We start from the raw sequence: 25564 nt of genomic DNA, 5'->3' as shown, positions 1-25564 counted from the left end.
TATAATTTTATTTTCTTCGTATATGTAAAGCTAATTTATTTTTGTATTTCAGTAATATATATATTATGTAAAAATATATTTGTAATTATTTTTTTATTATGATATTTAGGTAAAGATATATAAAAAAATATTGTGATTTTTATACATTATCAAAGTTTGTCTTTTTGTATAAAAATATTATATTTAGTTTGTAATAAAAAAACATAAGGAAATAAAAAATGAAAACACAAATATTTTTAATATTAATGATTACAATATTTGCTGTATCTTGTACAAAAAATAATCCAGCAAACCCAATGAATGTTTCAGAAAATAATAGCAGCAATACTGAAACAAAAGAGACATCATCTTCAGATAATCAAAAAAATTCAGACAATAATACAAGTACTTCTAATAATACAGGTGCTTCTAGTGCGAATGGTAACGGTGCAGAAAATACAGATACTATAAGTAATGAAAATCATTATAATGATAAAGCTATTGTATATAAAGGTACTGCAAAACATTCTATAAGAACTGAAGGTATTACTACACATCCTGAAAATGTTGATATATATGCTGATATATATGAAGATGAAAATATTGTTGAATTGCATGTACCAGGAAGAGTATTATTTGAAAATGCAAGAAAAGAAAACGGCAAATATAACTTAACTAAAACAGAAGACGGAAAAACTTATATATTGTCTATGACAGTTTCAGGAGATTCTATAGATAATTTAGATCTTACAATACAAGGACAAGGAGAAACAGTATATATTAAAGCTGATAGATTAAATAAAACAGAATAATTATTTTTTATAAACTCATATATTATATCTTTTTACTTGAAAATGCTAAAACTTTATTATTTTAGCATTTTCTTTTTTTATTTATATAGTTCTATATATTTTTTATTTATTATTATATTTATTATGAAGATAAAGCACATTACTCAAAAGCATTGCTACAGTTACGCTTCCAACACCATTAGGTACAGGTGTAATACTTGAAGCTATTTTTGAAGCCTCTTCAAAGTTCACATCGCCTTTCAAAGATCCGTCTTCCATTACATTGATTCCTATATCTATAACAACAGCCCCTTCTTTAATATAATCTCCAGTAATAAACTCAGATTTTCCTATTGATACGCATAATATATCAGCATTTTTGCAAATCTCTTTCAAATTTTTAGTTTTTGAATGAGCTATTGTTACAGTAGCCGATTTTTGAAGAAGTAAATGAGCTAAAGGTTTTCCTACTATCTCACTTCTTCCTATTACAACAGCATTTGCCCCTTCTATCTTTATACCAGATTTTTCTATCAAAGCCATTGCACTTTTAGCTGTACAAGGAGCTAAATCATTTTCTCCCATAAATATCCTTCCCAAATTAATATGAGATATAGCATCAGCATCTTTTTCTACCGATATAGTTTCATATACTTTCTTTTTGCTTATATGTTTAGGCAGTGGCATTTGTATCATTATTCCGCTTGTTTCTTTTTCTTTATTTAAATATTCTATTAGAGTGAGGAAATCTTCTTCTGTAGTATTTACTGGCAGATTATGAAGAGAACCTATCATTCCAACACTTTCAGCCTGCTTTTTGGCTCTTGTAAAATATACTTCGCTTGATTTATCATCATCAAAATATAGAAAGTCTATTCTTGGTTTTTTTGTGAGCATTTCCACATCTTTTTTAATATTCTCTTTTATGCTTTTTGATAGTTCTCTTCCGTCTAATATCATATAATCTCCTATATAATTTTTTCTTTAAAATAATATAATTTTCTCTAATAATATAGTGTTCATAAATAAAATACAAGTATAGATTTTTTTATATTTATATTGTATATTTTTTAAATGATAAAAAAAATTATTATTATATTCTTAATTATTGTTTTATACGCTTCAGCAGAGAAAAGAATTATTATATTTGAAACTTCTTACTCTAATAATTATACTCTTTATGCTGTAAATGATCTTGTAAAGAAGAATATACTTTTATATTCTGATTTTGATATAGTGCCTAATAATAATATAAAAGCTGAAAATTATAAATCAATAAAATCCAAAATTAAAGACCTTACATTAAAAAATAATGCCGATGTTTCTGTAACTTATGATATATTAAGATATAAGAAAGAGTTTATACTTAATTATGTAATTTTTGATAAAAGCAAATCTAATATATGGCTTGAAAAAAGACTTTATTCTAAAGAAGATAAATTATTTGAATCTATTAATCAAATGCTTAAAGATATATATGATTATACTTCTGTATATAATAGTAAAGTATATATCAAAGAAGATGAATATATTTCTTTAATAGGGTACTATTCTCAAAAGATACATGAAGCAGAAGAGAGTAAAAATATTTATGATGTGTTTTTTAATTTTTATAAAGATAATATTTATTTTAATATAGATTATTTGGATTATTTAGTATTAAAAAGCGATAGAACAGCAGTAGATAATATTAAAATAATTACTGATAATATGAATAAAAAACTTGATAAAAATAATCATTATTATTTGTCAGCTTTGGGCGATTATTATTACAGCAGATACAAAGTTAATGTTATACCAGAAGATATAGAGTTAAGTATAGAAAATTATATTAAGGCAATAGATGCAAAGAAAAATAATTATATATATTATAAGAAATTAGCAAATGCCTATATATTAAAAAATGATTATGATAATGCTGCAAAAAGTTATAATAGGGCTATAGAGATATACGATAAAGATACAGCTCTTATGAAAGATGCTGTATATTTGCTTAAAAGAGATATGAATAAAAACGGCAATCTTGTAATAGAATATTTGAAAAAAATTATTGATGTAAATAAAAATGATGATGAAGCTTTAGAAAATCTTGCTCAAATATATGATACTTTGGGAGATAAATATAATTCAGAGATATATTATAATAAACTTCTTGATGCTGTAAATTATAATCTTTATATTATTAATAATGAAAATCCCAATCCAGTATTATATGATAGATACATGAAAAAGCGAAATGAAGTATCAAAAAAATTAAACAGCTTTAAATGATATATGCTTCTATTTGCACATTATAAGTATTTGATATATAATAAAAAAATACTATAATGGGGATAAGCAATGGATATTATTAATAATATAATCACATCAGTAAATAATGTAATGTATGGTTATTTGCTTCTTGCTGTATTTTTGGTTGTTTCTATATTTTTTACTTTTAGATTAAGGGCAATACAAATTTCTCATTCTATACATGCTCTAAAACTTTTACTTTCTACTCATGAAAAAGGAGATGGTGTTTCTGGTTTTGCAAGTTTTTGTATAAGTACAGCATCAAGGGTGGGAACTGGTAATATTACTGGAGTTATGGCGGCAGTTTCAGCAGGAGGACCTGGAGCATTATTTTGGATGTGGCTAATGGCTATACTTGGAGGAAGTTTAGCTTTTACAGAAAGTACTTTAGCTCAGCTATATAAAGAAAAAGATTCTCAAGGTAAGTTCATAGGAGGAGCTTCTTTTTATATAAAAAGTAAATTGAAAAAAACTATACTTGCAGCAGTATTTGCTGTTTGTATGATATTTACCTATACAACATTCAATGGTATGCAGGCCAATACTATATCAGGGGCTTTATCAAAATACAATATATCTGTCACAATTACCGCTGTAGTTTTAACTGTTATTACTGGATTAATTTTATTTAGTAAAAGAAGAGATGCTATAACCCATGCATGTGTATTTATAGTACCAGTAATGGCAATACCTTATATACTTATAGGGCTTTATATATTTGTTACTAATTTGCCTTCAGTTCCTAGCGTATTTCAAACCATTTTTGTTCAGGCATTCAAGCCGAGTGCATTTTTCGGAGGGGCTATAGGTACTACAATTTCCAATGGATTAAAAAGAGGCTTGTTTTCAAATGAGGCTGGTATGGGAGGTGCTCCTCATGCAGCAGCTGCCGCTCATTCTTCGCACCCTTGCAAACAAGGACTTATACAAATGTTCTCGGTATTCACTGATACTATATTAATATGTTCAATATCCGGATTTATACTTTTATTATCCCCTGAAGCTATGAAGGCAATAAAAGATATGGAAGGAATTAATTTATTTCAGTATGCTATGGAATCACATCTTGGAAGTTTCGGATCTTATTTTATAACAGTATGTATATTGTTTTTCTCTTACAGTTCCATACTTGGTAATTTCTTCTATATAAAAACAGGAGCTTTCGCTTTGAAAGACAGTATAGTTTCGTATATAATAGTAGGAACTATGACAGTAATAATGGTATTTGCAGGCTCTCTTGCCGATTTTAAAACTATATGGGGAGCAGGAGACATGTTTATGGGCTTTATGGCTTTGCTTAATATTATTGTTATAGTAATACTCAATAAGCCTGTATATTTACTTACCAAGCATTATGTAAGCAAATTAAAAGATCATAAAGATCCTGCTTTTAATAAGAACTCCATTGAAGAGTTATCTAATGATGATGCTGTAACTCAGTGGAATGAAAATGTATAGTAAAATGATGATTTTTTATTTGTTGGGTATTGACATTTTTTTATTTTTTTGTATAATACCTAAATCTAATGATTATTTTTAAGAATATTTTAGGGGCCAGTAGCTCAGTCGGTTAGAGCAGATGACTCATAATCATCGGGTCCGGGGTTCAAGTCCCTGCTGGCCCAATCCCCTTAATTTTTTCCTTATTATATTTATTATTATCTCCTTTAATTTGACTTATAAGGTTAATTTTTTTTGGGGTATAAAAAAGACACTCTATATATTTCGGTGTCTTTTTTATTTTTTTCTAAATTTATTATACTCTATTTAATGTTACATTTCTTGTTACTATTAAACTGCCGCTTATATTTTCTGGAAGTTCTATATCTATAGATTCATTAGAATTAAATTTTATATAAAAATTATCTTCATTAAATTTCATATTATAATCATCTTTATCATAATCAGAACCCAAAGATATGCTATGACTTAATTTGCCTACTATTGGTGCCAAAGTATTAACTGTAATATCTCCCTGTTCCGAGATAATAGCCTCCAAATCTATATCTAATTTTACGAAATTTTTAATTGTAGCCTTCCCTTTATAAACCCCATTTCTCTCTTTTAATAACATAAAAATAATCTCCGTATATAATAAGTTATATATTATATAATAACATTTTTTGTAAAAAAGACAAATTTTAATAAATGTCTATATTATAGTAATAATTAACTATAGTTGATAAATAATAGACTTGTTTCTTGTTTCAAAACTACTTTACAAGATTAAGTATAAAATTATTTAATTTTAAAATTATAAACATAATGTTTTACATGTTGTATATTTTATCATTTTAATATATAAATATGCAGTCTTTTTGCTTCTTTGTGTCAACAAAAGAAGTGGGGGTGTGGCACGACTGTGTACTTCGTAGGGCTAGTCCCCACAATCATAAATAAATTTAGTTTTGAAACAAGTCTAATAATTAAAAACACTATAAATATTTATTAATTTAATATTAAAATATAAATTTATTTTTTATAATTATTATATAATAATCGTAATAGTATTGACTTTTTAAAATATATGTATATTATTTTATAATATAATAATTTTATTTAGGAGATAATATGTCTAATGTAAGTTCTTTTCAAAATAAGCAGGCTGAACATTTACCTGTTATTTTATTATTAGATACAAGTTGGTCTATGAATGGTGAAAAAATAGACGAATTAAATGAGGCTGTTAAAGAAATGTTAGAAGAGTTGAGAAAGTCTAATACTCCAAATAGAAAGATAGATGCGGCAATAATTACATTTGGAAACAGTGGGGTAAAATTACATTTAGATCTTACTTGTGTTAATGATATATCAGATTCTCCGTATTTTAAAGCTGACGGCAATACTCCTATGGGCGGAGCATTGAAGATGGCAAAATCTATGATAGAAGATAGAAATAAAATACCTTCTCATTATTACAGACCTTTAGTAGTTCTTTTATCAGACGGTATGCCTACTGATGATTGGGAAGGAATAATGCATGAATTCGTAAATGAAGGCAGAAGTTCAAAAACTCAGAGAATATCTATGGGAATAGGCGGAGGAGAACTTGAAAAGCCTTTGAAAATATTTGCTGGTGATAAAAAATGCTTTACTGCAAACGAAGCAAAATATATTAGAGAATTTTTTAGCTTTATAGTTATGACAGTTACAACTAGAAGTAATTCTATAGACCCTGATATAATTGAAGATGAGGATGTAGATATTAATGAAGCTATATCAGGCAATGAGTATATAGATGATGATACAAATGATGATGATTTTCCTTTATAAAATAATAATGGTAAAATTATGAATAAACTTGAGAATACATCAAATGACTGCTTACATATCATTTTGTTGTTGGATACTAGCGGATCTATGTTTGAAAATAATAAAATAGATATTCTAAATGAAGCCGTTAATGATATAATAAAAGGACTCAAACAAATAAAAATTACAGAAATATATTTATCAGTAATAACATTTGGAGATAAGGCAGATTTGTATTTAAACTCCGTTCGTATTAATGATATAAATGATATATTAAGTTTTGATGCAAAAGGCGGCAGTATGATTGCTGAAGCATTAAAAATATCTAAGTCTATTATAGAAGGTAAAAATGATAATTATTATTTACCTGCAGTAATACTTATTTCCGACGGCTTTTTTTATGATGACTGGAAAAATGAGTTTGACAGCTTTATAAATGATGATTTTATCTCTAAAGTACAAAGGCTGTCTGTTTCTATAGGGAAAGTCGAAGAAGCAGAAGAATCTTTAAAAATGTTTTCAGATAATGGAATATGCTATACATTATCTGATGCAGAAAATATTTTTATGTTATTAACATTAAACAAAGTTAATGATACAGAATCTGGTATAGATAGTGCTGATTTAATAAGCTATTATAAGGAATGCATTTTATAATGATGAGATTCATAGAAGCATATTATAGTGTAATAGGAAGTAAGCACTTAGAACTTGGATCATGCAATCAAGATGCTTGTTTTTTTAAAAAAGATGAAAATACTATTGTTATGACTGTAGCTGATGGAGTAGGAAGTTTAGAAAACTCTCATTTTGGTTCCAGAGAGGTTGGGGATTCTGTTTTTAGAGCTTTTAAAATGTGGGTTGATAAAGATACAAATAATTTACTTGATTTATCAAGTTTGATATTTTATATTTGGAATAAGAAATTTGATAAGCCTGAAATGTATTCTACAACTTGTTTATTTACAGTTATATATAATAATACATTATATATAGGTCAAGTTGGAGATGGAATTATTTTTTATATTTATAATGATGAATTGAAAATATTATACGAAAAAGATGATGATTTTTCTAATATAACAACTACTCTTTACAGTGCGGGGGTTGCTGATTTTTATATAAAAAGAATAAAAATAAATTATGAGGATAAAATTGCTGTTTTTATGGCTACCGATGGAATTTCATCATCATTATTAAAAAGTAAATATGCTGACTTTTTAGAATATATTATGTATAAGATAAATGATAATATTAATTCTAGAAATGATGTTATTAAAGATATATTAAATGATGATTGGAAATCATCTGATGATAAGACAATAGCTGTTATTTATAATTATTAAAAATTTATTTAGGATATTTTATGGGTTTAGAAAAAGATAAGTTTGATTTTTTAATAGATGATAATGATGATAAGTATGAAGTAGAAAGAGAACTCGGAAGGGGCGGACAAGGTATTGTATTGAAATTAAAAAATAAAAATTTAGTTGCTAAAATAAAAACAGACAGAATGCACAATATAATTAAAGACCCAAAAGAATATAAAAATTTTAAAAATAAAATTCTTAATATTTCATCTTTACAATTACCAAATAGTGTAAAAATAACTAAACCTTCACATTTTTTGAAAGAACCATATTGCGGTTATATTATGCAGCTTATGGATAATATGATACCTTTATCTGATATTTTGGTTCCTAATGATAATCAAGACAGCATGACTTTCTATAAACATACGGGAGGTCTTATACGAAGACTAACAATATTAAAAAATCTTGCTGAAACATTAGAAATTTTAAGGAGTTTATCCATAGTTTATGCAGATTTATCTCCTAATAATATTTTTATATCCGAAGAAGTTAATGAAAATGAAGTATGGTTAATAGACCCTGATAATATGAGATATCTAATCGATTTTAAATCAGATTTTACCAGACCTTTTGGAACTCCAAATTATATGGCTCCAGAAGTAAATGCAGGAAAAAGAACTAATGATTTGTTTAGCGATAATTATTCATTTGCTTTAATTGCATTTCAATTATTGTCTTTTTATCAGCCATTTATAGGAGAGGCTGTAATTAATAATAATGATGAAGATTTTGGAAATCCTAGAAAAAAAGCAGCATGCGGGGAGCTTCCTTGGATTTTAGATAAAAATGATACATCTAATTCATTTGAAATAACTGATTTTCCGAAAGATTTTGAATATTGCCCTGAAAATATTATGGATCTTTTTCATAAAGTATTTTCTGAAGAAGGAAGAACAACACCCAATACAAGACCTAAAATGCGGGATTGGTACAGAGAGTTAAGTAAGGCTATAAATAGTTTATATATTTGTGAGTGCGGTCATTCTTATTCTTATAAAAATAATTCCTGTCCTTTTTGCGGCACGCCCAGACCTAAGATACCTATTGTAATTAGTTCTAGTGTTTATAGTTCTGAAATTGCTATGCGATACAATCCTAACTTAACTGCTGAAATGCGTACAAAGATGAATAATGATATTTCAAAAAAGACAGAAAAAGCGAGAGTATTAAATCATCTTTCCAGACTAAAAGATGATGAGAATATTGATATTATTAATTATGATGATATATTTTTTAAATTTTTAGATCCTGAAGAAGTATTTTTTTCTATACGCAGAGAAGCAGATGATAAATATTATATTATAAAAAAATCTGAAAATATAGTTTTAAAATATTTATCTAATGGCAATAAATTAATAGAATTTGAATTAAATAAAAAATATAAATTAGAATCTTTGGACAATAAATACTTTTTAGTTTATAAAAAAGAAGATTCTATTATGTGTACTAGATTTAAGTTTAAGCTAATATAATTAATGGGAATGTATGAGAATAGAAGAAATTAATTATAAAAATATAAAATCAATAATCTGCCGATATACAACAGTTAATCAGATAAATTTAGAATATAAATTAAAAAAAAGAATATATTTTACTATGTTTTTAGATAATTTATTGGTATCTTTTGCTGGTATAATAAGACATGCTAATAATGATTTGATATATAGGCATAGAAAAATGTCTTTTCTCAGATATGAAGAAGCAGACTTTTTAGAAAACAAAAAAGCTAATGATATAGATTTGATTGAAATATATTTAGATAATGATTCTGATTTGAACTATATAAAAAATGTTATGCGATGTAGGAATTATTTGGCATATATAGATAGTTTTGAAAAAGATTATTTAGTTATCATTATAAAAGAGTATGATGCAGTAAAAAATACAGATTTGAGTTTATATTATAGGATGGGTAAATTGGATATATATAAATCCGATTTTGTACTTCAGAATATGCATTCAGATGAGGATTATATATTAATAGCTCAAAATAAAGATTCTTATTATTTGGTTGGTAATAATAAATATTTAAAATTAAATAATATAGACGGTGTTTATTATATTGCTGACTTTAATACTGATGAAACAAAAGCTATTGATGATATTGATGATTATTTATTTAATTTGTACTATGGAAAACATAATTTTTATAATGTCAATAAATACTCTAATGCTATAATAGAAACTTCAAATATAGAAGAAATAAATATCAGCTATTATTTGCAGATGTGGGATAAATATGAAGAATTATCATTAGATTTGGTATTAAACTCTTTTACGGAAGCAGGATATTTATCATATAATGATATATTAAGAGAAGATACAAATACTATTGAGTTTGCACTTTCTGATAATACAAATATAGAAAATTTTATTAAATATACTTCTGATGCTAGAGTTGATTATTTATTTGTAAGTTCTGAAAATGTTTATAACAAAATCATAGAAGAATTACAGAAAACTACATTTGATAATAGTGTAAATGGTAAAATAAAGCAATTAGAAGTTATATCAAAGAATACATCAAATTTGACATTATTAGGCTATAATAAAAAATTACAGCCAAATTCCAGAAGTATAATTTTAGATAAAACAGATGAAAATTTTAATTTTAATTTAAATAAAAGCGGATATATATTTGTATCTGTGAAAGGTTCTGGTACTATGCATCGCAGAAGAGTGAATGCCCGTGATAAGATTATAACGGGTAAATCTTCTATGCCTGATTTATATAAAATATTATCAGAAGATAAATCATATAATCCGCCTATAAGAGATAAGTATATACCGCCAATAACTGATAAGATTTTAAAAAATGTTTTTAAATATTCGCCTCCTACAGAAAATCAAATGCAGGCTATAGAGATAGCTTTAAATACTCCTGATATAGCATTGATACAAGGTCCTCCAGGTACTGGAAAAACTACAGTAGTAACTGCTATATTATCAAGGCTTGCCGAAATTGCAGGAGATAGTAAAAGAAACTTTGCTGATGATTTAGTAAGTGCATATCAGCATGATGCCGTAAACAACTGTATAGAAAGATTAGGAAATTTTGGTTTACCTACTATAGAAATAGGCGATAAAGATTCTGATGTTTTTATGGCAAAAATTAATAAATGGCTTAATGAAAAAATACAGTCATTTGAAAAAGAATTTCCTGAAGTAATTGAAAAAACAAAGATAAAAGATATTAATGATAAGATTATATCTTTTTTATCTATGAGAGATATACAAATAGATACATGTGAGAATTTACTAAAAGAAATTCTTTCAGAATGTTCTGACATATCAATAGAATTAAAAAATGATATTATTGTTTTTTTAAACTCTATTTCAGCAAAAGAACTAAGATTAAATGCTGACAATAATATCATTAATTTAATATATAATATGCCAACAACAGAAATAGGTTATCAGGATAATGGTATTAATATTTTTACAGAAATTATTAATTACTTGAAAATAAATAAAGAACTTATGCAAGACATTATAATACAAAAATCTGCAGATTTTTTAGAAAAATTTATTTTGGATCCTTCTGATTGTAAATATTTAAGAGTGATAAAAAATAATTTATTATCAAAATTTATAATAAAACCTAGTACTTTTTTAAATGATACTGATAAAAATACTTTATTTTCTATATTAAAGAAAGTATTAGAAGAGTTAAAAGCCAATGTATATGATAATAAAGAAAATATAGACGATGTATTTTATTCTTATTACTATTCACTAATAAATGATAAATATCATATTATTGATTCTATAAAAGATTATTGTTTTATTGTAGGGGCTACAAATCAGAAAGCTAACAGTCATTTTGTATGGAAACAAAAAGAAGCTAATGATTTGCTGAATACAAATGACAATAAATATTATGATAATATTTTATTAGACGAGGCTGCAAGAAGCAACCCTATGGATCTGATGATACCTTTATCTTTGGCAAAAAACAGAATAATTATAGTTGGAGACCATAGACAATTACCTCATTTGGTAGAGGATGTAATATTGGAAAATCTTGAAAAAAATGAAAATTTTTCCAAAGAAGATTTAAAAAGAATGAAAGAAGAAAGTATGTTTGAACATCTTTTTAATGTTGTAAAAGAATTGGAAAAGAGAGACAATATAAAAAGAACTATAACTTTAAATACTCAGTATAGAACGCATCGCATACTTGGAGAGTTTGTAAGTAAAGTTTTTTATGAAAAGAATGGAGACCCAAAAATAAGCAGTCCTAGAAAAGATGAAGAGTTTTACCATAATCTTCCTACTTTGAATAATAAACCTTGTGCTTGGATTAATATAGATAACAAAATAAAAGAGACTAAAATTAATACAGGAGGTTTTACAAGAAAGGCAGAAGCCATCGCAATAGCTAAACATATAAAAATGCTTTTAGATTCAGAAGATGGAAAAAATTATACATTTGGAGTTATTACTTTTTACAAAAAACAAGTTGAGCTTATATGCAAAGTATTTGAAGATTATAAAATATTAGTTAAATCAGAAGGAGTTTATAGGGCGAGCAGTAAATATACTAATAACATAGTATTAGTAGGAAGTGTAGATGCTTTTCAGGGAAGGGAATTTGATGTTGTTTATTTATCTGCTGTAAGGAGCAATCATTTTTCAGACAATAGAAACTATGGTTTTTTGCAGGTAGAGAGCCGCTTATGCGTGAGTATGAGCAGACAAAAAAGAGTTTTAATATCGGCAGGAGATTTAGATATGTTTGATAATGAGATAGCAAAAGAAAAAGTTAATGGCTTATATGAGTTTGTTCAGCTTTGCAAAGATAATAAAAACGGAGTAGTTATTGATGGAAATGAATTATCATAAGATGTTTTCAAAAGAAACTAAAATTTTAATATCTGATATGGTAAAGTATACTTTGAACCATAGAGATAAAAAAACATTTTTGTTTCCAGTATTTCTTTATAAGGTTGTACTTCCTAACCTTAGTAAAAAAGAATTAAATTTCTTTCAAAAAACTATTTTAGAAATTTTATCTTTTCAAAATGCTAGTTCTGATTTTATAAGCAAAAAATTATTACTTAATGAAGATTTGGTAAAATATATATTCAATGAGCTTGATGAGGCAGGATACTATAAAAAAGGATTAGTAACAGAATCGGGAAAAAAAGCATTAAGAAATATATATGATCCTTCAGAAACTATAATAGGATACTGCATATATGATTTATTATGCGAAAGGTTTATGGATTATTTTATTTTAGAAAATGATCTTGAAAGTATGCAAATAGAGCATTCATCTTATAAGCCTGATAGAGTTATTTTACAGAAAAAAATATCTGAAAAAGTATATAGAGCATATATTATAAAAACTGTTAATGATGAAATAAATGATATTGAACTAAGAAAAGAAGATATATATAAATCATATATGAATTATATAAAAAATTATAAGAAATATAATATTAAAGATGTAGTAAGTATGGCAGATTCTTCTTTAATAAATAATGAAATTTCTATTGATAAAATAAAGTTCATCAATAGAGAGCCTATTCCTTATTATCTTGCAACTTATTTATATTATAATAGTTCTAATACTAATAGGGGTATTTTAGTATCAGATCCGTTTTTTGAAAAGATATATTTTCATTTGAGAGATTTTATAGAAAATTATAAAAATAGGTATAATAATATTATGGAGATGTATTCAGAGTTATCTCCAAGTAAGATATCTGATTTAGATATAGTAAAAAAATCTGAAGAAAAAATAAAAGAATTTGAAAAAGAAATGCATAATATTTTTGAAATAGATTTTATAAAAAATCATAAAAAATTAATAGAAGAATCTTTTTATAATTTATTTAATTCTTATAAACTGCTAAATCCTGATGATCCGAAAAACTCAAATGTAAGCACCAAAATGAAATCACAGGAAGATTTTATTGAATATTTAAACAAAGCTTTTGAATATATTTTTCATTATAATATATTCAATATGGGCTGCAATATAAAAGTTAATAATGTTCTTTCTTCTGATTTTAATTCAAATGCAAGAATATTAATAAAAATAGCTTCAAATATTGGTTTTTATAATGAGAATAATACAATGGAAATATTTTTTTCTAAAGTATATGCTGGAAGAATATTTTCTAAAAATGGAATATTAAAAGGAGATATTGAAGATATTGTAAGTTTATCCGCTGCTAATTTGCTTATATCTTTAAATAATACTAATTTTAAGAATCTTGCAAATGAATATGACAATCTATTTAGTATACTTTTTGAGATAAATAGTATAAGAGCTGCTAAATATCATGATGATTTTAAGAATTTAAATAATGAAGAAATAAAAAAATATTTTAAATATTTTTTAGGTATTTTAAGTGTATTATTTAATACCAGTGTTAATTATAAATATTTCTTAAAAGCTGATAAAAAAGATAAAAATATACAAAATTATGATGAATATAAAAATGAACTTTTATCAGCATCTGATGAAGTAATAGATATACTTGGAAATAATATTAAAAATTATCCTGCTTTATTTGATTATTTAGAGAGTATGCAGTATAACCTAAACAATAATTATGATGTATATATTAAAATAGCAAAAATTTTTGAAAATATTTTTAAAATCATTATAGAGCAATTAGGTTTAGAAAGTGTATTTAATTCTGTAAGAGAAGAATTAATAAAAGATGATAAATCATTTATAGATGATATAGAAGCATATTTGATTTCCATTGGATTTAATATTGACAATGCATTTCCTGATTTTTTGATTAATAGATGGAAAGGAGATAGAGTATATAAGAGAGTTAGCCAAGAAGTACATCAGGTTTTTTCTGATTTATTAATGATACTTATCATATACTCTAAACTTAATCCTTATGATGATATATTAAAAAAAATAGCAAAGGCAGAACCTAATTTTATCAATTATTCATTAAGATACGGAAACAGACATCATAATACGGCATTATCAAAGGATCGTCATATATTGAACTTTGAAAGTTATAAACAGGCTGCTGATAAAACATATTTATGTGTAAAGGCAGTTATAGATATTATTGAAAATAATTAAAAAATAATTAAAATAGGAGATATATTTTATGGATAATAAACAAAACATTAATAAAAGTGATGAGAAAAGAGAATTAAATAGTGATAACAGTATTAAAGATATTCTAAAAGAATTAGATATATCCGCACAAAGTTATGATGTTGCAAGTATAGAAAAATTCTTTGCTGAAAATAAAAAAGAATTAGGAATTTTATCGGAAGATATTTTAATTAAAATAAAAAATTTAATGAATTTTAAAAATGAATTAGTAAAAATTAATAAAACCCTATCAGATAAAAAATCCAATCTTGAAGAAAGAGAAAAACAATTAATAAGCAGAGAGTTTGATTTATCTTCTAAAGAAAGCGGTTATGATATAAAAAATAATGTTTTATTGGAAAAAGAAAAATTATTAAAATCAAAAGATGAAGAATTAAAGACTAGAGAAATGGACGCTCAATTAGGTTTTATTTCAAAACAAAAAGAAGCAGCAGAAAATATGAAAAATGAAATAAAATCTTTGGAAGACAAAAAAATTGAATTAGAAAAAGAATATACTAAAAGAATAAAAGAGAATGATGAGAAAATTAATCAAATATATAATGACAGAATAAAAGCATTAGATGAGATAGAGGCTTCAAGAAGAGAAGAACTTGATAATAGAGAAAGAGTTTTATCAGAAGAAAAGTTAAAAATATCTCAAGAAAAAGAAGCTATAAAAGAAAAAGAAGAGGAAATTAAAATTAACAATAAATTAATAGAAAATAAAAAATTATTTTATGATAAATCATTGTCTAATTTGGAAGCTAGTATAGAACAAAGAGTAAGAGAAATCACTAATGATATTATAAACGGAAAAGATAATGAGATTAAAATACTTAGAGAGAAAATAGATGAAATATTTAAAGACTATAATATAATAAAATCAGAAAGAGATGATTATATAAATGAAGATAAAAGAAGCGGAGGTAAGGATAAAAAACAATTAAATAAAGAGATAGCCCAATTAGAAGAAGAATTAAAAAATGCAAAAGAAGAATTAAATAATATTCCAAAAGATTATAAAGAAATAAGAGAAAAGGCAGAATTAGTACCTCAATTAGAAAATGAAATAGATAATTTGAGAGATGAACTTAGCAGCATAAAAAAAGAAGAGTTTAGTTACAAATATTATGCAGTTCAGGCGGCACAGATACAAGATGAATTAGATTTAAAAACTTTTAGATGTTCAGAATTGGAAGCGACTATAGCAGAATGCAGGGAAAAATTAGAAATAATAAAGAATAAATATGAACATACTGAAGAGATGGAAAAAAGAGAAGCTGACATAAAAAATAGTAAGGCTTTTGACGCCAAAGTATATATGGATAATGAGCCTGAAGAAATAAAATGGGTAATTGATATATATAATAAATGTTTAGCTTCAAAAATGATATTTGAGAAGAGATTATTATTCGCTTTTCATACGGCATTAAAATCTGCATATATGTCTCCATTAACTATTTTATCAGGGGTAAGCGGTACGGGTAAATCAGAGCTTCCTAAATTGTATTCTCGTTTTGGAGGGCTGTATTTTATATCTCTTCCAGTTCAGCCTGACTGGGATAGTCCGCAGTCTTTATTTGGATATTTCAACTCTTTAGACGGAAAGTTTAATTCTACAGAATTATTAAGGGCTATGGTTCAATTTGCAGGAAATAATGATGCGGATAATGCTAGAGATTTTAAAGATTCTATTTTGTTAGTGCTTTTAGATGAGATGAATTTAGCACATGTTGAGCTTTATTTTAGCGACTTGCTTAGTAAATTAGAGAGTAAAAGAGGAATCGGTAAAGATGAATATATATATATAGATGTAGATTTAGGTTCAGGATATAGTTATAAACTTGCTGTAGGCGAAAATATTATTTGGACAGGTACTATGAATGAAGATGAAACTACAAAAGCTTTATCTGACAAAGTTATAGACAGAGGATATCAGATTAATTTCCCAATACCAGAAATTTTATTCAGCAGACCTCCCATTAAATTGTCATCCGAAAGTAATGCTTTAAAATATGAAGTATGGGGAAAATGGAAAAATCAAAATTATATTGAAGATAAAGGCGATGATTTAACAAGAGTGTTATTTGAGGATTATAAAAATATCGTTAATGAAATAAAATCCTGCCTGCAAGGAACTGGAAGAGGTTTAGGACACAGAGTTTGGCAGGCTATAGAAATGTATATGCGTTCTCATCCTATAAACTATCATTATTATGATAATTGTATTAAAAATAATTTATCAGAAGATAGTAAAAAATTATTTAAAGAAAGTCTTGATTTATCATTTGAAGAGGCTTTAGTTTATAAAGTTATGCCTAAACTTAGAGGATTAGAGCTTGAAAGTGATATTACTTTTGAAGCGTTAGATAAAATAAAAAATTTAATTAATGATAAAGTTTCAGGATTAATAGAAGACTATAATATAGCAATGTCTACTCCAGACGGACAGTTTATATGGAGAAGTGCTAATTATTTAAGTAAAAATAGAGACTTTTATAATAATATAATAAATTAATATAATTTTAGGTTATTAATATGAATGAGATAATAGACTATAGTAATTTTGATAAAATTATTAGTACACAAATTGATAAAATATCTGCTTCCTTAGTTACTTTGCAGTTTGCTGAGCATATATACAATTCTATATCGGTATTTGATAAAAGAACGAATAAGCATTTATATAAAACATTAAGTGATTATTCAGAAGAATTGAATAATATTCTTAATATTATAAGTGAGCTAAAAAATAATAAAAGGTATTTGCCTAAGGATAATTATCAGGTTCTTTTAGATTTTTGCTTGGAACATTTTATTCATATTATCAAAAGACCAAAGGAATTTATAAAAAAAGAAGCTAAGATGGTTAAGCTTAATCATTTAGATAGTGTGGGGTTAAGAACTATAAGATATTTAAGCAAACAGCCTGGTGAAACAATTAAAGAGAAATTATCTCATCGTAAAAATATATTAGCAGATAAAAAAAGATTTTCTTATGATTCTAAGGAAAATCAATGCACTTTGTATTTACTTAATAAAATGTGTTCTATAGCAAGGGACAGGCTAAGAAATGGAATTAATAATGAGTTATATTATATTTATGATTCTGAGATAGAGAAAAGTTTAAAAAAAATAATATCATTAAAAAATAATATAAAAAATCAGCCTATATACGAAGCCAAAGTACAAAAATCATCTATTGCTAATAATGCCTTATTAAGTCATAAAAATTATTCTGTTATTTGGAAAAGTTTAAATTATTTATCCAGCAATTTATCTTCTCAAGCTTTGATTGAAAGAATTAACAATGTTTATGATAAATTCCTATCTGTTTTTCAGCTTTCTTTATTTAGTAAAATATCGAATATGGAAAAAGCATTCATATATGATGATCTCTTTACTATAAATGATGATAAATATTTCACAGGCTTATATAGTAAAGAAAAAGATTTAAATATTAATAGTTATTCAATTATTTTAAAACATAAACATAAAAATAAAAATATTTTGAAGTTAGATATTGAATTAGATATTGATAGAGATAAAAATAATTTTAATATAGTAATTAAAGCTGACTTTATGATATTAAATGACAGATATTCTAGGTTTGAATTAAAGGATACTAACTATATTAAGCTAATATTTACATTTAAAGATAAATACATAAAAAATAGAGGCTTGCCTTTTGAAATAAAAGTAAAAGAGAACATTATAAAAGGCTTTGCTGATGCAAATGGATTGAATAAATCATTAAATGAACTATTAAATATTATAAAAAAAATGAATAATTTTATTGCATATTTCAGTGAAGATAAAAAACATGATAATTCTTTTGAAGCAGACAGATTTATATTAGATTTTACATCTTATAATCCTTTTATATCATTAAATAATATGACAAATAAAACATTGAAATCTATAGTCGGTTTTAATAATAAATATTATCTATATAATGATAACAGTATATATACAAAAAATGATCATATACATTCATTTAATTCTATATATGATGATGAAAGTTCTGAAAATAAGGCTTATTTTGAAGCTGGTTTAGAAAATATTAAAAGATTATATTTTAATAATTTAGAAAAAGATAAAAATATTGAAGTTATAAATTTAATGCCTGATAGTGTGCTTGAAATAAATCAGTTGTATATAAAAAAATCAATAAAAAATAAATTCGGATCATTATTTTATGTTTGGAGGAGTGTAGCTGCTGCTTCAGCTTATCATAAAAATAAAAATAATATTAAAGAAAATAGTAAAATACTTGTAGTTGATTTATTAGATTCATATGTTTCTGCTGTAAAATTAGAATTTACAAGAGTACAAAGAGAAAATAGAAGTATTAATTTATGGAAACATTATCCTGTATCAATAAGATTAGATGAAGATAATACACTATCATTTGATAATATATGCATAAAATATTTAGAGCTTTTTAATAAGAAATTTAATATATCAAAAAATACAAATGAATTATATTTTCTTTTACAATCAGGTTTAGTTGCTGATATATTATTATCAAAGAAAAGCAGTTTGTTTGTTTTTGATGATAAAATTTATTCAATATATTATGAAACTTCTATTGTCATCAAAATATTAAACAATGCCTTAAAACATTTAAAAGAATATAGAAATCAGAAATATACTAATATTATTATTTTAGGAAATGAGTTTTATAAAGGAACAGTTGCAGAAAAAGAGTTTAGTAAAATTAATAATGTTCTTTTTTATGATAATAATGATATTGCTTTGGGAGCTTATGAAATATATTCTGATTGGAAGAAATATAATTATTCTTGGATAGAATATCTGCCTTCTTTGAGTTTGGAAGTTATTGCAAATGGAAGGTATGGATTTTTAGAGCTTGTAAACAGTAATCAGTCAATAGAAATGGGAAAAGAATTTGAAAATGATGTAAAAGAACATTTGTATTTACCAGCCAATGTTAAAGAAATAAAATTCCCGTTAATAAGAGATATAAAAAATAAAGGTAATTTAGTATATGCTTTTATAAGAGGAAATTTTCTTCCTTTACAAAATGACTTAGAAGTAAAATTAAAAATAAAATATAATTACGGAGATGAAAACAGTTATACATTAACGGCAGTTCCAGTAAATAAAAATAATGCTCCTTTTGAATATACTATTATAGAATTTTCTTCTGATAATTCTATAATAGAATTGGAAGATAAGCATATAAATTATAATTTATCTTCAATAAAGATAAATGATGTTTCATTAGAAAAAAGTATTAAATCTTTAGAGGGGGCTATATTTTTCTTTAATAACAGAATCACAGATTTTAAATTAGATCGATTTATTTCTAATATTAATATTATAAATATGTTTTTATCAAAAACTCTATATTCTGAAGACAATCATATTAGTTTAGTATTGCAATTATATAATATACTGTATCCTAACATACAAATGTTTATATCAGCAGAAAAAATTTCTGAAATTAAAGCAATAGATAAAGATAATATTGATATATATATACAAATACTTGATTTTATATTTCTTAAATTTTTAACTGTAACAAAAGATGTACAATATAGAAATAGTAATACTGCTTTTATTAAAAGAATTTATGAAAAATGCAGAGAGTTGTGGTTTGGCACACTTCCTAATAAAGATGACTTAAAAAATGCTTTATACAAAATAAATATCAAAGATACTAATCCCTATACTATTAATACTATTACAAAATATAATATATTTAAACATATACTTAAATATTTACTTCATAAAGAACGGGATACGGATAATATAGATATTTTTATTGATATTTATAATAATTCTCAGGAATATGATAAAAATAAAATTCTTTATCATTTGGGAATAGTATTTTCTAATGATAATGATTTATTAGAATGTATATTAAAGCATAATGAAAACTTCATTATGGATATAAAAAGGAATACATTAGATATATTAAAGAAGTCTGCTTCAAATTTAAATATTGTTGCTGTAAATATAAGAAGTTATTTGTTAATTTTACTTTCTTTTTTAAGATTAAGACCTTACGGATATTTTAAAGATTTAAAAACTGGTTCTAAAAAGGCTTTGGAATTATCAAGGTATATAAAGAAAATAGATGATAATATATATAATAGACTTTACAGTATATATGGGGACAATAATAAAAAAATAGACATTAGCAAATTTAATGAAATATCTATATTGAAATTTGATATGGATAAGGGTAAATTATATAATATGTGCGATTTAACTTATGTAGCAAATGCATTACTTACAGGTGATGACGGAGGAAATGCTATCACTGTTGTAGGTGTTTCTGATGATGATTAATAAAATATAGCGAGTAAAAAAATGATTAAAAAATACGGAATTATTATTATAAATAATAAATTTTACTTATTTCAAGTTAATTCAGATAATATAAAACCTAAGAAATTGAAAGGTGAAGAATATTTTGATATAAATTCAGCTGATGACTGCAGACAAATTTGCAGCACTATATTAGATAATTTGAGTATTGATAATTTTTCTAATGTATCATTAAAAATTATTTATGATAATATTAACTTTAATAATAATTATTTATCTAAATTACTAGATCATTTAAAAGAAGTTTTGAGTGTATCGGCATTATCTCTATCTGATTTATTTTATTCCAAGACTGCTTCAAATTCTAGTGATTCATATTTTGAAATAATGAATGAATATTATAGATTCTATAAAGATGATCATACTTATGAAGCAGCAAAATACAAAGATAAAAACAGTATTCATTTAAGTTTAGAAAGTTTATTTTTAGAAAAAAATAATAATAAATCTGAGGCAGTAAACTATAATAATCATTATAATACTGTAAAAAAAGATATTGAAGATTATTTGTATGAAGTATCTATTTTATTAAAACTTAACTTATACAAGAATGATCTTATTATTTTGCAAAGAGTATTAATAGTCAAAGCATTATGTAATGGTATGTCATTAGATATAAAAGATAAAAAATTAATAAGAGAATATATTAATAATAATATGTCAGAATCTCATGAAAAAAAGATATTAGATAAATATGAAGATAAGTTTAACAGTATAGAAAATAGTAATATATCTGAAAAAAAAGAAATTATAACTTTTATAAAGAGTAATATCATGATTAAAGAAATTAGAAACGCACAATATCTTAATAAAACAATATCATTATTAAAAGATGATAATGTTAAAAATAAAGTAAATTCATATTTTAAATAATTTTTTATTAAGGAGTAAAATATGATAAAAACTATTAACTGCAGTGAAAAAGATTTTGAGATAATACCCAATAAAGATTTAGTTTTATTCAAAATAAATAAAATTATGTCTGATAAAAATTATACTCATAGGGAATCTATGGAAAATGTTTTTTCATCTCTTAAATATCAAAATGATACTTTTGTCTATATTATGACTTGTGAGTATCAAAAAATAAATATACATTTGGGTGTTTTAAAAGATAAAAATAATGATATAGATTCAGGTTCTTTATTGAGATCATCATTTTTAGGTAATTTTTATGGAAGCAGTTTAAAAAAAGTTACAGAAGATGAACTTAGCAATTTTTATTCCTCTATGAAGAAATATAAAAGATTTGGCGTTGTTGACGGAGTGCCTTCTATTAATAGCAGTAAAAAAGAATATGGTACGGATGTAGATTTTCAAGGAATTGACAGACTGATAAATGCTTCTATTAATATGAGATGGAGGATAATAATATTATTTACTCCAGTTGAATATGATAAAATTAAAGATATAGAAAAAAATATTTGCAATTATTATGAGAAAATTTATAAAGATTATAAAGTTAATTATCAGCATCAGGATAATTCATCTACTACTACAACTACAGGTAAAAATAATTCTGTATCAAATGCTATTGCAAAAGTTAAAGGCTGGTCAGAAACAGAAACAAAAGGAAATAATACTCAAAGCAGCAGCAGCAAAACTTCAAAATCAGAATCAATATCAGAAGGTAAGAATGGCAGTACAACAGAAACTACAACTACATCTAAAGGTGATAATGATTCTACTGCTAAACAAACAGGAGAAAGCAGCGGAACATCTTATGAACGTATAAACAGAACATACAAAAAAGAAATGGATTATATTGATGAGTTTCTTTTAGATAGAATACAAAGGCTTGCTTCAAGAGGATATTATAAGACTAATACATATATAATGGCGTATAATAAAGAGGATTTAATTACAATAGAATCATTATACTGTTCTATATTTCATGGGGATTCTAATACGTATAATACTCTAAATCCTTATATATTAAATTTGCATCGTCAGGAAGAAGTAAATAACAATGATATTTTATTTTTTAATCATTTAAGCGTTAAGCATAATGATAGTTATTCTCCTTTAATGAGTACTTTAGAAAAAGATTTCGGAGTTGCATCATTTTTAACTGCTTCAGAGCTTAGTATTATAGCAGGAATTCCTATTTCAGAAGTTCCAAATTTAGTACAAAGCGAGTATGTAGAGTTTGGTTTAAATGTAAAAGATTCTCCTAATTCGGACTGTTTTTCTATAGGACATTTAGTTAATAAAGAAGCAGTATTGGAAAGTATAGATATCAAATTGGATAAGAAAATTTTAAATAAGCATATATTCATTGCAGGTGTTACAGGAAGCGGTAAAACAACAACTTGTCAAAAAATATTGTTAGAATCAAATTTGCCTTTTATGGTTATAGAACCTACTAAAACCGAATACAGAGAATTGGCGGGTAAATTTTATGAAGATGATATTATGATATTCACAGTAGGAAATGAATTAAACTCTCCTTTCAGATTTAATCCTTTTGAAATATTGGAAGGAGAAAATATAATATCTCATATAGATATGCTTAAGGCTGCTTTTATTAATTCTTTTCATATGGAAGCATCTATGCCTCAGTTGCTAGAAGAAGCCATTTATAAAGTTTATGAACACTACGGCTGGAATTTTGAAACTAATAAAAATAGATATACAGAAAATCCGTATTCAGAAAATGGATTATACTTTCCTATAATATCAGATTTTATAGTAGTTTTAGGAGAAATTGTTAATACTAAAGGTTTTGATACTAGACTTAAAAATGACTATATTGGTTCTTTAGTCAGCAGATTTTCTAATCTTTGTATCGGTTCTAAAGGTGCTATTTTAAATACTAGAAGATCTATTGATGTTATGACTTTGATAGATAAAAAAGTAATATTAGAACTTGAAGATTTAAAATCAGGTGATGATAAGGCACTTCTTATGTCTCTAATGATTTCAAGAATAGCTGAAGCGATAAAAATAAGATACAAAAAAGATCCTAATTTTAAACATATTACTCTAATAGAAGAAGCTCATAGATTATTAACGAAAGTTGATTCTTATGATAGTATGGGTAAAAAAGAGGCAGTTAATGTATTTTCTGATTTGCTTGCTGAAATTAGAAAATATGGAGAGAGTTTAATAATAGCAGATCAAATACCAAACAAGATAATTCCAGAAGTGTTAAAAAATACAAATACTAAAATAATACATAAATTATTTGCAAAAGATGATAAAGAATCTGTTGGAAATGCTATGATGATGGATGATAAGCAGAAAGAATATTTGTCCAATCTTAAACCAGGTGAAGCTGTATTATTTTCTGAATCAGTTGATAAACCTGTGCATATAAAAATTAAAGCTGTTACAGATACTTCTTCAGTAGTTTCTGAAAATAAAATAATCAATATATTTAATAAAACAAAAAATAGGTTTGATTTTGAATTATCAAATGCTGCTCCTTGTAATATGGGTAAAATATCATATAGGCAGATTATAGATATAGATATAAAAACTATTACAGATAAATTTAATAATTTATTAAAAAAAGTTTCTTCTAACATAATAAAAAAAGATGATCAGGATAGAAATACTGCATTAAAAAATGATATTGATAGTTTTTATGATTATGTTAATAATATTGCAATAGAATATAATATAGAATTAAAAATATTATTTGATGAATTATTGTTTAGATATTTTGATATATCTGGACGAAGGATGTATAATAAATTTAATATACAATATAAATTATTAGAAAATTTTATAAATGTGATGCTAACTAAAAATTATAATGATATCGATAATTTTGATATCATGTTGGATAAATATAATTTTATAGAATGTAAAGAATATTTTTAAGGAGTAAACAATGTTTTATGAAACAGAAATGGAAATAGCTTCATTATGTGAAAGCATAAAATGTATAGCAGAATGTGCTACTATAGTAGTTCAGACTTTAAAAGATATGGGGATAATAAAAATAAATGCCAAAAGTGTTGATGAATTGGGTGCTAAAATATTAGAGGCAGAGGCTCAAGGCATTACTTTAGAGTCATCTAATAATTTTGAAGATTGGAACGGAAAGATAAATACTGTAGAAGTTTCAAATCCTGAAAAATATTCTCCTGAAGATAAGGATAAAAAAGCTATAGTATATGCTATAGAGTGTATAAGCAATAAATATGATGTTGGTTTATCTTTAGAGGCAGCAAATAGTTTTCTTAAGAATATAGATTATTTTAAAAATGATGGAAAATTAGACTATATTATGAGAAATGATCCTAATGTAAATGATTCATTAGTTGAATATGGAAATTATTTAGATAGTAAGGTTGTAGGACAAGAAGCGGATAATATTAGAGAAAAACTTATAGATTTAGAGATGTCAGTAAATCCTAATATATCCAGACAGGAAGCTATAGATAATATTTATGCTCATAAATCTTAATAAAAATTAAAAAATA

16 protein-coding genes and 1 tRNA gene are annotated in these 25564 nt (G+C 24.8%); 15 read left to right on the top strand and 2 right to left on the bottom strand.

Annotated features, from left to right (window positions below):
- The first annotated feature begins 218 nt into the window (after positions 1–218).
- Complete coding sequence (locus Q1X91_RS07385) at positions 219–791, top strand: hypothetical protein (RefSeq protein ID WP_300755210.1); 573 nt, start codon at positions 219–221, stop codon at positions 789–791.
- A gap of 102 nt (positions 792–893) precedes the next feature.
- On the opposite strand, the gene Q1X91_RS07380 is transcribed toward Q1X91_RS07385, so the two are convergent.
- Positions 894–1730, bottom strand: coding sequence for a bifunctional 5,10-methylenetetrahydrofolate dehydrogenase/5,10-methenyltetrahydrofolate cyclohydrolase (locus Q1X91_RS07380; RefSeq protein ID WP_300755208.1), 837 nt, complete (start codon positions 1728–1730; stop codon positions 894–896).
- 114 nt (positions 1731–1844) lie between these two features.
- Here Q1X91_RS07380 and Q1X91_RS07375 point away from each other — a divergent pair, with 114 nt between their 5' ends.
- The 3 genes from Q1X91_RS07375 to Q1X91_RS07365 all read left to right on the top strand — a co-directional run bounded on the left by Q1X91_RS07375 (position 1845) and on the right by Q1X91_RS07365 (position 4687).
- Positions 1845–3041, top strand: coding sequence for a hypothetical protein (locus tag Q1X91_RS07375; protein WP_300755206.1), 1197 nt, complete (start codon positions 1845–1847; stop codon positions 3039–3041).
- A gap of 69 nt (positions 3042–3110) precedes the next feature.
- Positions 3111–4520, top strand: a complete 1410-nt coding sequence (locus Q1X91_RS07370; RefSeq protein WP_300755204.1) for a sodium:alanine symporter family protein — start codon at positions 3111–3113, stop codon at positions 4518–4520.
- 93 nt (positions 4521–4613) lie between these two features.
- A tRNA-Ile gene (locus Q1X91_RS07365) sits at positions 4614–4687 on the top strand.
- Positions 4688–4818: 131 nt separating this feature from the next.
- Here Q1X91_RS07365 and Q1X91_RS07360 read toward each other — a convergent pair.
- Entirely contained in the window at positions 4819–5136 is a 318-nt protein-coding gene (locus Q1X91_RS07360; protein WP_300755203.1) for a hypothetical protein, read from the bottom strand.
- Positions 5137–5633: 497 nt separating this feature from the next.
- Between Q1X91_RS07360 and Q1X91_RS07355 the strand changes: the two genes are divergently transcribed.
- Genes Q1X91_RS07355 through Q1X91_RS07305 form a run of 11 tightly spaced genes read left to right on the top strand, consistent with a single transcriptional unit; the run spans position 5634 to position 25548 of the window.
- A complete protein-coding gene (locus tag Q1X91_RS07355; RefSeq protein ID WP_300755201.1) occupies positions 5634–6335 on the top strand; it encodes a VWA domain-containing protein in 702 nt (233 codons plus the stop codon).
- Positions 6336–6353: 18 nt separating this feature from the next.
- Complete coding sequence (locus tag Q1X91_RS07350; protein ID WP_300755199.1) at positions 6354–6971, top strand: VWA domain-containing protein; 618 nt, start codon at positions 6354–6356, stop codon at positions 6969–6971.
- A complete protein-coding gene (locus tag Q1X91_RS07345) occupies positions 6971–7660 on the top strand; it encodes a protein phosphatase 2C domain-containing protein (RefSeq protein WP_300755197.1) in 690 nt (229 codons plus the stop codon). The genes Q1X91_RS07350 and Q1X91_RS07345 overlap by 1 nt, the downstream gene beginning before the upstream one ends.
- 20 nt (positions 7661–7680) lie before the next feature.
- Positions 7681–9159: a protein kinase gene (locus Q1X91_RS07340; protein WP_300755194.1), complete on the top strand. Its 1479-nt coding sequence runs from the start codon at positions 7681–7683 to the stop codon at positions 9157–9159.
- A 13-nt stretch (positions 9160–9172) separates the two neighbouring features.
- A complete protein-coding gene (locus Q1X91_RS07335; protein ID WP_300755191.1) occupies positions 9173–12532 on the top strand; it encodes an AAA domain-containing protein in 3360 nt (1119 codons plus the stop codon).
- Entirely contained in the window at positions 12513–14750 is a 2238-nt protein-coding gene (locus tag Q1X91_RS07330) for a hypothetical protein (RefSeq protein ID WP_300755189.1), read from the top strand. Before Q1X91_RS07335 ends, Q1X91_RS07330 begins: the two co-directional genes overlap by 20 nt.
- Before the next feature lie 28 nt (positions 14751–14778).
- Positions 14779–17289: a hypothetical protein gene (locus tag Q1X91_RS07325; RefSeq protein WP_300755187.1), complete on the top strand. Its 2511-nt coding sequence runs from the start codon at positions 14779–14781 to the stop codon at positions 17287–17289.
- A gap of 20 nt (positions 17290–17309) precedes the next feature.
- Complete coding sequence (locus Q1X91_RS07320; RefSeq protein ID WP_300755186.1) at positions 17310–21092, top strand: hypothetical protein; 3783 nt, start codon at positions 17310–17312, stop codon at positions 21090–21092.
- A gap of 21 nt (positions 21093–21113) precedes the next feature.
- Positions 21114–22004 (top strand): hypothetical protein, encoded by an 891-nt coding sequence (locus tag Q1X91_RS07315; RefSeq protein WP_300755183.1) that lies wholly within the window; start codon positions 21114–21116, stop codon positions 22002–22004.
- A 21-nt stretch (positions 22005–22025) separates the two neighbouring features.
- Positions 22026–24959 (top strand): ATP-binding protein, encoded by a 2934-nt coding sequence (locus Q1X91_RS07310; RefSeq protein WP_300755180.1) that lies wholly within the window; start codon positions 22026–22028, stop codon positions 24957–24959.
- Between the two features lie 10 nt (positions 24960–24969).
- A complete protein-coding gene (locus tag Q1X91_RS07305; RefSeq protein WP_300755178.1) occupies positions 24970–25548 on the top strand; it encodes a hypothetical protein in 579 nt (192 codons plus the stop codon).
- Positions 25549–25564: the final 16 nt, after the last annotated feature.

Origin of the sequence: uncultured Brachyspira sp., from assembly GCF_949287625.1 — a bacterium.
Taxonomy (GTDB): Bacteria; Spirochaetota; Brachyspiria; order Brachyspirales; family Brachyspiraceae; genus Brachyspira.
This window is presented reverse-complemented; position numbering and strand designations above follow the sequence as displayed.

Bases quoted from the DNA above. Each gene is read 5' to 3' on its own strand.
- Q1X91_RS07385 (WP_300755210.1), top strand. From the start codon at position 219: ATGAAAACACAAATATTTTTAATATTAATGATTACAATATTTGCTGTA.
- Q1X91_RS07380 (WP_300755208.1), bottom strand. From the start codon at position 1,730: ATGATATTAGACGGAAGAGAACTATCAAAAAGCATAAAAGAGAATATT.
- Q1X91_RS07375 (WP_300755206.1), top strand. From the start codon at position 1,845: ATGATAAAAAAAATTATTATTATATTCTTAATTATTGTTTTATACGCT.
- Q1X91_RS07370 (WP_300755204.1), top strand. From the start codon at position 3,111: ATGGATATTATTAATAATATAATCACATCAGTAAATAATGTAATGTAT.
- Q1X91_RS07360 (WP_300755203.1), bottom strand. From the start codon at position 5,136: ATGTTATTAAAAGAGAGAAATGGGGTTTATAAAGGGAAGGCTACAATT.
- Q1X91_RS07355 (WP_300755201.1), top strand. From the start codon at position 5,634: ATGTCTAATGTAAGTTCTTTTCAAAATAAGCAGGCTGAACATTTACCT.
- Q1X91_RS07350 (WP_300755199.1), top strand. From the start codon at position 6,354: ATGAATAAACTTGAGAATACATCAAATGACTGCTTACATATCATTTTG.
- Q1X91_RS07345 (WP_300755197.1), top strand. From the start codon at position 6,971: ATGATGAGATTCATAGAAGCATATTATAGTGTAATAGGAAGTAAGCAC.
- Q1X91_RS07340 (WP_300755194.1), top strand. From the start codon at position 7,681: ATGGGTTTAGAAAAAGATAAGTTTGATTTTTTAATAGATGATAATGAT.
- Q1X91_RS07335 (WP_300755191.1), top strand. From the start codon at position 9,173: ATGAGAATAGAAGAAATTAATTATAAAAATATAAAATCAATAATCTGC.
- Q1X91_RS07330 (WP_300755189.1), top strand. From the start codon at position 12,513: ATGGAAATGAATTATCATAAGATGTTTTCAAAAGAAACTAAAATTTTA.
- Q1X91_RS07325 (WP_300755187.1), top strand. From the start codon at position 14,779: ATGGATAATAAACAAAACATTAATAAAAGTGATGAGAAAAGAGAATTA.
- Q1X91_RS07320 (WP_300755186.1), top strand. From the start codon at position 17,310: ATGAATGAGATAATAGACTATAGTAATTTTGATAAAATTATTAGTACA.
- Q1X91_RS07315 (WP_300755183.1), top strand. From the start codon at position 21,114: ATGATTAAAAAATACGGAATTATTATTATAAATAATAAATTTTACTTA.
- Q1X91_RS07310 (WP_300755180.1), top strand. From the start codon at position 22,026: ATGATAAAAACTATTAACTGCAGTGAAAAAGATTTTGAGATAATACCC.
- Q1X91_RS07305 (WP_300755178.1), top strand. From the start codon at position 24,970: ATGTTTTATGAAACAGAAATGGAAATAGCTTCATTATGTGAAAGCATA.